Origin of the sequence: Pseudohalocynthiibacter sp. F2068 (assembly GCF_023015645.1) — a bacterium.
Lineage (GTDB): Bacteria > Pseudomonadota > Alphaproteobacteria > Rhodobacterales > Rhodobacteraceae > Pseudohalocynthiibacter > Pseudohalocynthiibacter aestuariivivens.
The window spans coordinates 316,063-327,722 of the sequence record NZ_JALKAK010000003.1; the positions used below are offsets into that span (position 1 = coordinate 316,063).

General features: G+C 53.9%; 12 protein-coding genes. 7 read left to right on the forward strand and 5 right to left on the reverse strand.

Features of this window, described 5'->3' with window-relative positions; genetic code table 11:
• Nucleotides 1–77 precede the first annotated feature (77 nt).
• Entirely contained in the window at nucleotides 78–725 is a 648-nt protein-coding gene (locus MWU63_RS05945) for a pyrimidine 5'-nucleotidase (RefSeq protein WP_213888442.1), read from the forward strand.
• A gap of 39 nt (nucleotides 726–764) precedes the next feature.
• Nucleotides 765–1,964 carry a UbiH/UbiF family hydroxylase gene (locus MWU63_RS05950; protein WP_213888443.1) on the forward strand — a complete coding sequence of 400 codons (1,200 nt, stop codon included), beginning with the start codon at nucleotides 765–767 and terminating at the stop codon, nucleotides 1,962–1,964.
• Between the two features lie 21 nt (nucleotides 1,965–1,985).
• On the opposite strand, the gene MWU63_RS05955 is transcribed toward MWU63_RS05950, so the two are convergent.
• From MWU63_RS05955 to MWU63_RS05965, 3 genes are all read right to left on the reverse strand, one after another.
• On the reverse strand, nucleotides 1,986–3,119 hold the full coding sequence (locus tag MWU63_RS05955; protein ID WP_247077240.1) for an aminotransferase class V-fold PLP-dependent enzyme: 1,134 nt from the start codon (nucleotides 3,117–3,119) through the stop codon (nucleotides 1,986–1,988).
• Nucleotides 3,120–3,194: 75 nt separating this feature from the next.
• The gene (locus MWU63_RS05960; RefSeq protein ID WP_213888445.1) at nucleotides 3,195–3,653 is read right to left on the reverse strand and encodes an Lrp/AsnC family transcriptional regulator; all 459 of its coding nucleotides are present in this window, start codon (nucleotides 3,651–3,653) and stop codon (nucleotides 3,195–3,197) included.
• Nucleotides 3,650–4,108, reverse strand: a complete 459-nt coding sequence (locus tag MWU63_RS05965; RefSeq protein ID WP_213888446.1) for an Lrp/AsnC family transcriptional regulator — start codon at nucleotides 4,106–4,108, stop codon at nucleotides 3,650–3,652. The genes MWU63_RS05960 and MWU63_RS05965 overlap by 4 nt, the downstream gene beginning before the upstream one ends.
• Before the next feature lie 135 nt (nucleotides 4,109–4,243).
• Here MWU63_RS05965 and ilvC point away from each other — a divergent pair, with 135 nt between their 5' ends.
• The gene (gene ilvC / locus MWU63_RS05970; RefSeq protein ID WP_213888447.1) at nucleotides 4,244–5,266 is read left to right on the forward strand and encodes a ketol-acid reductoisomerase; all 1,023 of its coding nucleotides are present in this window, start codon (nucleotides 4,244–4,246) and stop codon (nucleotides 5,264–5,266) included.
• Between the two features lie 419 nt (nucleotides 5,267–5,685).
• Here the strand turns inward: ilvC and MWU63_RS05975 are convergent, their stop codons facing one another.
• Nucleotides 5,686–6,546, reverse strand: a complete 861-nt coding sequence (locus tag MWU63_RS05975) for a LysR family transcriptional regulator (RefSeq protein ID WP_213888448.1) — start codon at nucleotides 6,544–6,546, stop codon at nucleotides 5,686–5,688.
• A gap of 100 nt (nucleotides 6,547–6,646) precedes the next feature.
• Here MWU63_RS05975 and MWU63_RS05980 point away from each other — a divergent pair, with 100 nt between their 5' ends.
• Nucleotides 6,647–7,510 carry an alpha/beta hydrolase gene (locus tag MWU63_RS05980; RefSeq protein WP_213888449.1) on the forward strand — a complete coding sequence of 288 codons (864 nt, stop codon included), beginning with the start codon at nucleotides 6,647–6,649 and terminating at the stop codon, nucleotides 7,508–7,510.
• A gap of 355 nt (nucleotides 7,511–7,865) precedes the next feature.
• On the opposite strand, the gene MWU63_RS05985 is transcribed toward MWU63_RS05980, so the two are convergent.
• Complete coding sequence (locus MWU63_RS05985; protein ID WP_247077242.1) at nucleotides 7,866–8,879, reverse strand: IS110 family transposase; 1,014 nt, start codon at nucleotides 8,877–8,879, stop codon at nucleotides 7,866–7,868.
• 510 nt (nucleotides 8,880–9,389) lie between these two features.
• Between MWU63_RS05985 and MWU63_RS05990 the strand changes: the two genes are divergently transcribed.
• From MWU63_RS05990 to MWU63_RS06000, 3 genes are all read left to right on the forward strand, one after another.
• Nucleotides 9,390–9,764, forward strand: coding sequence for a nuclear transport factor 2 family protein (locus MWU63_RS05990; protein ID WP_213891199.1), 375 nt, complete (start codon nucleotides 9,390–9,392; stop codon nucleotides 9,762–9,764).
• Between the two features lie 338 nt (nucleotides 9,765–10,102).
• Entirely contained in the window at nucleotides 10,103–10,624 is a 522-nt protein-coding gene (locus MWU63_RS05995; protein ID WP_213891201.1) for a hemerythrin domain-containing protein, read from the forward strand.
• A 91-nt stretch (nucleotides 10,625–10,715) separates the two neighbouring features.
• Nucleotides 10,716–11,651: a DMT family transporter gene (locus MWU63_RS06000; protein WP_247077244.1), complete on the forward strand. Its 936-nt coding sequence runs from the start codon at nucleotides 10,716–10,718 to the stop codon at nucleotides 11,649–11,651.
• Nucleotides 11,652–11,660: the final 9 nt, after the last annotated feature.

Sequence of the window (11,660 nt, forward strand, 5' to 3'; positions counted from 1 at the left end):
ACACTACCCACGCCTTGCCCCTGCAATCAACCCATTGTCGCGTTGCAACTGCGATCACTTCACCCTAGTTTGCGCCTATGGTTGCGAAACACTTCTCTCACGTTCAAACATGGGTCTTTGACCTCGATAACACGCTTTACCCACCAGCAGCGCGGTTGTTCGATCAGATCGAAGTTCGCATGACAGCCTGGGTGATGGAATCGCTGAACGTGACGAGGGACAGGGCTGACCATCTGCGCCGCCACTACTGGAAAACCTATGGCACGACGCTTGCCGGGTTAATGCGCGAACATGATGTCGATCCCGGGCCGTACCTTACGGATGTACATGATATCTCTATGGATCATCTGGAGCTTGATCCAAAGCTGGCAATGGCCATTCGCAACCTTCGCGGACGCAAGATCGTCTATACCAACGGCACAGCCCCCTACGCGCAGCGTGTGATAGAAGCCCGCGGATTGGCGAATGTTTTTGATGCCGTCTATGGGGTTGAACACGCCGGCTTCAAACCGAAACCAGAGCGTGAAGCCTTTGAGCATGTGTTTGACCTTGATGGCACGCGGCCAGCAGAGGCAGCCATGTTTGAAGACGACCCCCGCAATCTTGCGGCCCCACATGCAATGGGAATGCGTACCGTCCATGTGGCCCCTGACCCGCATGATGCCGATTTCATCCATCACCATACCGATGATCTTGCGGGCTTTGTGTCGCAGTTGTCTGGCTAAGTCTTTTCGCGCCCCCTAGCGCCCCCTAAGGTCCTTTCCATGGAACGAGAAAACACAGACATCCTGATTTCCGGCGGAGGCGTCGCTGGGCTGACTGCAGCATCGGCTTTTGGTGCCGCCGGGTTTTCGGTTATTTGCGTAGACCCGACGCCCCCGGTGACAGAGGCAAGTGCTGAAGGGTCTGATCTCAGAACTACGGCTTTTTTGCAACCCGCACGCACGCTACTGGATGAGTGCGGATTATGGGGTAGATTAGCACCCTTCGCCGCTCCGCTACAGATCATGCGGATTGTGGATGCCGGTGGTGTGGAGCCAGAACCCCGCGTGGTCAAAGATTTTGACGCAAGCGACATTTCCGATCAGCCCTTTGGCTGGAACCTGCCAAACTGGTTGCTACGGCGTGAAATGGTTGCGCATTTAGACGAACTTCCGAATGTGTCGTTCCGGCCCGGTGTTGGCACAGATCGTGTAATGACACGTGAGCGCGAGGCGTTGGTCACGCTGTCAGACAGTTCACGCATTTCAGCCAAGCTGTTAGTCGCGGCTGATGGACGTAGTTCACCTGTGCGCGAAGCCTTGGGTATTGGCGTTAAAACAACGCGTTACGGGCAAAAGGCCCTCGCCTTTGCTGTGACACATCCAATCCCACACGAAAACGTCTCGACGGAAATTCACCGTTCGGGTGGCCCATTCACACTTGTCCCGCTTCCTGACCGGGACGGCCTGCCCTGCTCTGCCATCGTCTGGATGGAAACGGGACCCGAAGCCAAGCGGCTCTACGATCTGCCCGGGGTCGAATTCGAGGCCGCAATGAACGAAAGGTCCTGTTTATTGTTCGGCCCCCTGACGCTCGCCAGCCGCCGCACGATCTGGCCGATCATCAGCCAAATTGCCGAACGAATGGAAGGTGAACGCACCGCCCTAATTGCGGAATCTGCCCACGTGGTGCCGCCAATCGGGGCACAGGGTTTGAATATGAGCTTAGGGGATTTGCGTATTTTGCTTGAGTTGGCACAAAGCAGCCCTGATCAGCTTGGCACACGCGAAATGCTGACAGCCTACAACCGCCGCCGCCATCCCGAAGTCCGTCTTCGTGTAACCGGGATTGACGCGCTCAATCGTGCGTCAATGATGGGCGCACAGGGGCTTCGCGACATGCGCGCGAAAGCGCTCAACGCGTTCTATTCAGTTGCACCGGTGCGAAAAACGCTGATGCGCGCCGGGCTAGGAACGCGATAAAACCGCTTTCCTAGCCAATTTTTATGACGGGAAGACCTGATCTAGCGCTGCTTCAAGTCGCGCAAGGCTCGCGTCTACGTCATAAAGCTTGTCGAGCCCGAACAGCCCCAAACGGAAGCTTTTGTATTCTGGCCCTTCATCACATTGCAGCGGTACGCCAGCCGCGATCTGCATTCCAAGGGCGCCAAATGCTTTTCCGGTCTGCACATCCCCATTGTTCGTATAGCAAACCACAACGCCCGGCGCGCCGAACCCATCAGCCGCAACAGATTTGATGCCGCGGGCAGCCAAGGCCGCCCGGACACGATTGCCTTGCTCCCATTGCGCATCACACAGCTTGTCGAACCCAAAATCGCGGGTTTCGATCACCGTATCGCGAAAGTCACGCAACGCATCTGTTGGCATTGTCGCATGGTAAGCATGGCCACCGTTCTCATAGGCCTCCATGATCGAAAGCCACTTACCCAAGTCTATTGCAAAACTCGTGGATTGCGTTGCTTTGACTTTTGCAAACGCGGCTTCGTTCATCATGACAATCCCGGCAGACGGGGACGCAGACCAGCCTTTTTGCGGGGCAGAGATAAGTACGTCAACGCCGGTTGCTTTCATATCGACCCACGCGCACCCTGATGCGATGCAATCAAGTACAAACAAACCACCCACGTCGTGAATAGCATCAGCCACGGCACGCAGATAATCATCTGGCAAAATCATCCCTGAGGATGTTTCAACATGCGGTGCAAACACAACATCGGGTTGTTCAGATTTTATTTTAGCAACAACCTCGTCAATCGGTGCCGGGGCAAAGGGTGCGTCGACCGCATTTCCGCTGCGATGCGCCTTCATCACGATTTCTTCTGACGAAACGTTGCCAGCTTCGAAAATCTGCGTCCAGCGGTAGGAAAACCAACCGTTGCGGATGACCAGTGCTTTCTTGTCTGTTGCAAGCTGGCGGGCAACCGCCTCCATCGCGTAAGTGCCACCACCGGGGATAAGGGCAATAGCGTCAGCGTTGTAAACAATTTTCAGATTCTCCGAGATATCCCGCATCACCTGCTGAAAGGCCGCACTCATGTGGTTCAGCGAACGGTCGGTGAAAACCACCGAGTATTCAAGCAGGCCGTCCGGGTCGATATTTTCAAGCAAAGCAGTCATCGCAGATCTCCGAGAAACGTTTTGAAATGCCTAGCGCGTGTTGAAAAGGAACGCAAAGTCTATATCAGTATACCATCAACCAATTGGCCCGGGCCTGCGTTCTTCGGACAGTAAAACATTCGCCTCGACATCGCCCACACCGGGCAAGGTCATAATGCGGCGACGCAACACACGCTCGAAATCGGAAATATCACGTGCAACAACCCTAACCCTGTAATCGTAAAGACCAAGAATATGCTGCACGGTTTGCACCTCGGGAATGGCCGTTATGGCGCGTTCAAAATCTTCAAGACTAACGCGCCCTTTGGTGGCCAGTTTTACCCCAAGAAAAACTGTTACGCCAAACCCCAGCGCCTCGGCGTTCAGAACAACCCTTCGCTCCTTAAGCACGCCCGCATCTTCCAGCCGTTTGATGCGACGCCATATCGCGGGCTGGCTGAAGCCGTGCTGCCGCGCCAATGCACCTGCGCTTTGTGTGGCATCTTCTGAAAGGGCACGCAGAAGCGTGCGGTCCATATCATCAAGGTCAATCACAACGGTAATCCTTGCGACGATTTGATTTCCGCAACATGCATCAGCGCCTCGATATCGGCGATATGCGGCAAGGTCAAAATTTTGGTGCGGTAGATATGCTGGTAATGCGCCATGTCTCGGGCCAGAACGGACAGACGCACATCAACACGGCCAAGAAAGGTCTGAAGTTCAATCACTTCCGGTACGGCCCGCGCAGCCTCCATAAACTCGTCAAACGCCCGGGTTTGGGTTTTGTCGAGCGTTATGCGAAGGCTGACTTCGACAGTATACCCAAGTGCTGCCCAGTCAATTACAGCTTGCTGGCCAAGCAGGATGCCATTTGTCTGTAGCTTCTCAAGCCGTCGCCAGCAGGTTGCCGGGGTAACACCGGCGCGTTCTGCAAGCTCGTTGTTTGAAAGCTCTGGTGCGGCCTGAAGCTGACGTAGAATGCGGCGGTCTGTATCATCTGGTTGCATGATTATTTCGGTAATTGTTGATTTAATGAATGAGTTTTTTCACATATTGATAAACACGTCAAATTTTGCAGAGCGTATTCTTGATATCGCAGTATTCTGCGCCAGACGAAAACAAACCCAAAAAGGAGCGCCCAAATGCGCGTTTACTATGATCGCGACTGCGATGTTAATCTGATCAAAGACAAAAAAGTCGCCATTCTTGGCTACGGCTCACAAGGCCATGCCCACGCGCTGAACCTGCGCGACTCTGGCGCTAAAAATGTTGTGGTCGCGTTGCGCGAAGGCTCTCCTTCTGCACGCAAGGCAGAGGCCGAAGGCCTTGCCGTTATGGGTATTGCCGAAGCTGCGGCTTGGTGTGACCTCATCATGTTCACAATGCCCGATGAGCTTCAGGCAGAGACATACAAGAAATACGTTCACGACAACATTCGCGAAGGCGCTGCAATTGCTTTTGCGCATGGCCTGAACGTGCACTTTGGTCTGATTGAACCAAAGGCCGGTGTTGACGTCATCATGATGGCACCCAAGGGCCCGGGCCACACCGTGCGCGGAGAATATGTCAAAGGCGGCGGCGTGCCTTGCCTTGTTGCGGTTGATACGGATGCAACCGGTAAGGCTATGGAAATAGGTCTTTCTTACTGTTCTGCCATTGGCGGTGGACGCTCCGGCATTATCGAAACCAACTTCCGTCAGGAATGTGAAACAGACCTCTTCGGTGAACAGGCCGTGCTTTGCGGTGGCCTTGTAGAGCTGATCCGCATGGGTTTTGAAACCCTTGTCGAAGCTGGCTACGAACCTGAAATGGCATACTTTGAATGTCTGCACGAAGTGAAACTGATTGTGGATCTGATCTATGAAGGCGGCATCGCCAACATGAACTATTCGATCAGCAACACTGCGGAATACGGCGAGTATGTTTCCGGCCCGCGCATCCTGCCATATGACGAAACAAAGGCACGGATGAAGGCGGTTCTTGCTGATATTCAAAACGGTAAGTTTGTGCGTGATTTCATGCAGGAAAACACCGTTGGGCAGCCTTTCTTTAAAGCGACCCGCCGCCTGAACGACGAACATCAGATCGAGCAGGTTGGCGAAAAACTTCGCGCAATGATGCCGTGGATTTCGGCAGGCAAACTCGTCGACCAGGCCAAAAACTAAAACGTCAGCCGCCCCGCATTACACCGATGCGGGGCGGCGATTCTTTAAACTCTTTAAAGCTCTCAGTGGGTCGATTTTAAAAACTTGCAAGTTTTTAAACACCAGAATTTCCCCGCCGACCCACCTACTATTCCCAAAATGTGCCTGGACCGACAATAGAGGACGTTCGCGGCTGATTAGTCAGCGTCCGCTATGCGGACTTTCCAGGCCTTCGTCGTACGTACATCAATGTCCGGTTTTGCTCAAAGACGGTCCACTGTGTCCAAAATAGGAGCTCATTGTACGTCGATAGCTTCGATCACATCACTGAACTTACCGGAAACATACAGCAAGCTAGAATAGTTTATTACTTGGCTGCCACGCTTGTTGGCTGCGATTTAATTCAGCGTGTTCGTTTGATTTCCTATTTTTGAGAAGTATCAGAGACAGTCGGTAAATTCGGTTTCCAGTTCCTTAACCAGCATTCGTGCTGGCTTGCCAAGGAACTGCACTTGCGACCTCACGACATGAGCGACCTGTGTAGGCGGCTCAATACCTGTCGTGACTTCCACCACGCCGTAAGGAACGCGGGATTTCGACACCAATGCATACCCCAGTCCTGCCCGGACGGCCTCGATGATCCCAGCAACACTCGCACACTCCATAACCACGCGCAGCGGGCGCCCCAGATCGGGTGTGCAGGTTTCCAGCCAGTGGCGGTAGAAACAATTCCGGTCAAAAGCGATAAACGGCAGATGGCGGTGTTTTGAAAGATCATGATCCTGTGGACCGATCCAAACCAGTGAATCCTTTTTTACGATCACGTCGGTCTTCTGCACGTCACTCGCAAACACCTGCACCACACCGATATCCAAATCGCCGCTCACCAGCATCGCGTCGATGGTGCGGCTCTGTTCGACAATCGTTTTCAGTTGCACATCGGGATATTTGCGCGCGAACCGACCCATCAGATTTCCCAAACCTGATGTGATCATATCCTCGGTGATCCCGAGACTGATCTCGCCGACCAGATCTTCGTTGACGAGACTGCTGACTGCTTCGTCGTGCAAGCTGAGGATACGGCAGGCGTAGTCATAAAGGCGACGACCATCATCGGTTAGAGCGCCGCCACCCGTCGCGCGGTTCAGCAGCACCTTGCCCAAGCTCACTTCAAGCCGCTTGATCTTGTGACTGACGGCGGACTGCGAAAGCTTCAGCGCCTGCGCGGCGTTTGTGACGCCTTCTTTTTCCACCACAGCGCGCAAAGCCCGCATATCGGCGACCTCAACTTGCGCCCCCATAACACCTCACATGACAAATCTTGATTGCATTATGATATTCATTCATTTGTGTCATGTTGTCAGATGGGCCATCATCGGTCAAACAGTTTGGAGAACTATCATGCGTTCAATCGTCCCCGACGACACACTCATTAATGGCTACCGCGTGGCCCACGGCACCCATGGGACAGGCGAACCCGTTGTGCTCGTTCACGGCACGCCGTCATCGTCCTATATCTGGAGGAACGTGTATCCAAAGCTGGTCGATGCGGGATACAAGGTTCACCTTCTCGACCTCCTTGGCTTTGGCCTGTCCGAGCGTCCCTGGGACCAGTCCGTCGACACATCCGTGTCGGGACAGGTGCCGATCCTGCACGGGCTTTTTGACGAATGGGGATTGGACAAGGCTCACGTTGTCGCCCACGACATTGGCGGTTCTGTCGGGTTGAGGTTCGGTGTGTTTCATCCCGATCAAGCGGAAACCCTGACCGTTCTGGACAGCTGCACGTTTGACAGCTGGCCATCGGCGCGCACCAAACAGCAGATGGCCGACGGCCTCGATGTGCTTATCAGGAAGCCGGATCAAGAACACCGTGATCATTTTCGCGAGTGGCTTCTCACAACGGTTGAGGACAAAGAAACGTTCGACGCCGATGCCCTGAAGGTCTTTCTGGAATATATTTCTGGCCCTGTGGGACAGGCGAGCCTGTTTCAGCATCAGATCAGCCATTACGATTCCAAGCACACGATGGAAATCAACGACGACCTAACGGGACTCGGCGAGCGTCCGATGCAGATCATCTGGGGCGAGAAAGACGCATGGCAGGTCACCGACTGGGCGCACAAGCTTCATGCGGCGATCCCCGGTTCGGACCTACATATCGTGCCTGATGCTGGTCACTTCTTGATGGAAGACGACGCGACAACCGTGGCTGATCTGCTCACAACGTTTTTCCGCGCAAACCCCCTGAAGCAGACTGGATGACCGATGGCATATGATCCACTCTGGGTTCCTATCCTGACCCACTACAGGGGCGAAAACACAACAGACCTTGCTGCAAGGAGCAGCATGGTCAAATTGAGCTTATTTTGTTCTCTAATCTGTCAATGTGCACTTTTCATATTTGCAGGGTAATTGACGTCTGAGGTTGCCTTGGTTCTCTTCGAGCTGACGGGCTCATGATGGGGTTGGCTGGGTGTGGACCGGCAAGGTTGAAACCGCGATCAGACCGGTAATCTGCTCTGTCGCTACAGAATCGGCGCCATATTCCACGCCCTCCCTCGGGCGTCGTCCCGCATGGGAACTCTTATAGAGGAATCCTCGGTTGTTCAGGTTATCGTTACGCAACTTGGAATTCGGTTTGATCGCGCATCATGGCATGCAGGATGATCGCAAGACGTCTGGCCAATGCCACCCGCGCTTTTCTCATTGTCGAGCGCTGCCCGATTGCGCGCGCCCATGACTTGAGTTTCAGCGGTGCCACATATCGCGTGAGCATCACATTTGCGGCTTCATAAAGCAGTGTTCGGACGCGCACGTCCCCGCGTTTGGAGATGCTCCCGGTGTAGTCTACTTCACCTGACTGGTGGCGTTTGGGAACAAGCCCGAGATAGGGCCCAACATCTCGCGAACGCTTGAAGCGTGTCGGATCATCAATCGCTGCGACAAACGCCAGTGCGGTTATGGGGCCGACGCCTGGCACTGTCATGAGGCGCGCACAAACTTCGGACCTGCGGGTCACTACCCTGATGTCGCCGTCAATGGCAGCCACGGCCGTCAATATCGCTTCGCGCGCTGCAAACAGACCCCGCAGCGCGGCATGCAGGCCAGGAACGCCATCGCTGATCTTTAATGCCGCGTCTTTGAAGGAGGGCGACAGCGCGCGTGGAAGGCGGACGCCAAACACGACAACCAGCCCTCGGATCTGATTATCGATGGTCACGCGTTGCCCGACCAGTTTCTTGCGGGCCGCGATCAGCGCACGGATTGCATGAGCTGACAGTGACTTAACGTGGGTAGGTTTGTAAAATCCCGTCCGCGCCAAGTGTGCCAAACCCCGAGCATCATTGCGATCGGTTTTGTGCCCCGCCAGAGATTTCAGAGCCTGATAAGCCTGACGGCTTTCAATGCAAACAATCGGAACGCCAAGCTCCGTCAGGCCGTGGAATAGCATCGGGGCCATCCGCCCGGTCTCAAAAACAACTTTGGAACATGTAGGTCCGGCGGCGAGAAACGCGGTGATCGCCTTTGGGGTCGATGAGGCTTTTCCCTCTCGGATAAGCACCCCCTCGCGATCAAGAATGCAGATATGCGTCTCCTCCATGGACACATCCAAACCAGCAAAATACTCCATTGGTCAATATCCTTTTCAATGACATGAACATCAAGAACAACAGCTGAAACTAAACGCTGGTCCTGATTGCGCCATGTTGAAAAACTCCAGTTTCGGGCCTAATCGATGAACTTTTTTGCCATGCAGGCCGATTAGTTAGATTTGGCGAAGGGGTCGGCCAAACGCCATCTTCGACGCTGCTGGGCGACCGCATCACGTCTGGTTCACAATCCTATCTAACTTTCGCTGGCCGCGCGTTTCCACCGGAAAATCGTGATTTTCAGAAATCGGTGTTTTTCAACAGAATAAGCTCTAAACCGGCTTTCGCTGCAGGTTTGTTCAACGACGGTTGTGCGGGGCATTCCAAACCTAAATTTGGCAAAATCAAATAGCCTCTGCTGACCCAACAAAGACGTAAGCACGAAGGCTAGGCCACAAACACAATTCGGACTTTCCACCGAGAATTGGCGCACCAATATATGTGATACACACAACTTGAAGCACGTAAAACTGAAAAAGGAGTTCTACAAAATGGCAAATGCGAAACATTTGGAAGACCTAAAGGCCGGATGGGAAGCGCTGGCAGTTGGCGACATGGACAAACTTGCCAGCTTTTATGCTGATGATATGATTTTTGTCCTACCCGGCCAAAACGATGTTTTGGAAGGGCGCGAAGCATTCCGAGCGGCTCTCGACGGGATCGGTCAGGCGTTGCCGCCGGGATTCGATATTAAAGACCTGCGCTACTGCCAGGGCGCAAACGAAATCGTCAACGTTGTAGAGTTTACCGCTGAAAAAATACCGAACGGCTCGCAGTGTGCCGTCCTTTTCAAGTTTGGGAATGATGGCCTGATTACCGAGGAACGTTGGTTCGTCGACACAGAACAATGGAAGGCGGCGTTTTAAAGGCAACGCTCCATGATCTGCCAGTTCCAGTATCCACACGAATGTCGTGGAAGGGCTCAAAGCAGGAGTTTGCTGCTTAAAGTTCGAGTGACTGTCTCGGAACGCAGGCCATGGAAAAAGTTTCGCTACTCAGCAGGATAAAAGTCTTTAGGTCAATTCGTTAACCCTTATCTTCAAGGTGCTTTGAGGGGCGGGCGGGGTTGTTTCTGCTTGTTTCACACTGTGCACACAGCGCCATTCCATGTGCGCTTATGTGATGTTGTAACACTACACCAAACACCCAACTTCCGGGCATGACCCAAACAAGCATACATACAAGAGAGGGACTGCCTGAAGAAATGCAGCTCCTCCTTCGGGATTATCCGCGCGACGCTTGGCCGGATCACCCGAATTTCGCCGCTTCGATTCAGAACTGGATGGGGGCTCATAAAATGTTTCGCCAGCTCAGCGAAATCACAAGAGAGGAAACAGAACGTTATCTGGATAAAGACAGAAGCCCGGAAGAATTTGCCGGTCGCCTGTCATATTACGGCGATCTTCTGGTTCGTAACCTGCACGGCCATCATCACTGGGAAGACCTGCAATTTTTCCCGGAGCTGAGAGACGCTGACAACCGCTTTGACCACGGGCTGGAGACGCTTGAATCGGATCATCTGGTACTTGATGAAACCCTGAATGCGTTAACAGAAGCCGGGAACCGGGTGATCAAACTGATCCACCTGGACGAGCAGCAGGCCCGCAAAGAAGCGGGCGCTTTACACGGGTCGGTCAGCCGGATCGAACAATTCCTGAAGCGTCACCTGACGGATGAGGAAGATCTGGTTGTTCCAATTCTTCTGCATCACAAATTACGTGGTTAACAAACGGGTCGGGGCAGCGTGAAATGCGGCCCCGGCAAAACGCTAAAAAATGAGGATTTACTCTTTGGTCAGAAACAACCATGAAAGCGGCATGAATGTTCCGGCCCAAACATCCCCCAGCCTGAAGAACTGGATTCTGCTGATCACAATCGGTCTGATCTGGGGTACGTCATTCATGATGATGTCGGTTGCGTTGCGGGGTTTTGGCCCGGTCAGCATTGCGGCATCGCGTGTTACGCCGGCAGCGATCCTGCTTGTCTCCTTTGCCCTGCTAAGCGGTAAGGGCCTACCCCCGCTGCGCGGGCCAAATGCGGGTTGGGTCTGGGCGGCAGCGCTGTGTATGGGTTTCTTTTCAAACGCTTTTCCTTTCTTTCTGCTATCCTGGGGGCAGCAATATGTTGCCTCGGGCTTTGCCGGTGTAACGATGGCGGCAGTGCCATTGCTGATCTTGCCACTTGCGCATTTCCTTGTGCCCGGTGAACGGCTTAGCTGGTTGAAGGGGGCCGGATTTACCCTTGGTTTTATTGGCGTGCTGATGCTGATCGGGCTGAATGCCTTCAAGAGCCTTGGCGTGGACAACGAGGCAACCGCGCGCCTCGCCTGTTTCGGCGCCGCAGGGTGTTACGCGATAGGCTCGATCATCACACGTCTTTGCCCCCCGGTTTCAAAGATTGCCCTTGCGGCCGCGACAATGCTGATGGCCAGCCTTATCAGCCTGCCAATGGCCCTGTGGCTTGAGGGTTTGCCAGAGGCCATGCCTTTGATCCCCACCCTTTCCATTCTCGTTCTCGGAATTTTTCCAACAGCTGTTGCGCAGTTGATCCTTGTTGTGATCGTGCGGGAATCCGGACCAAGTTTCATGTCACTCGTTAACTATCAGGTGCCGATCTGGTCACTGATATTTGGCGCGTTGATTCTTGGGGAACATCTGCCAACGCAATTCTTTGCAGCGCTGGCACTGATCTTGTTCGGAATGGCGCTCAGCCAGTGGAAGGTACTACGCGTTTTGTTCAGGCCAGCGACTTAGCCCGCCTGA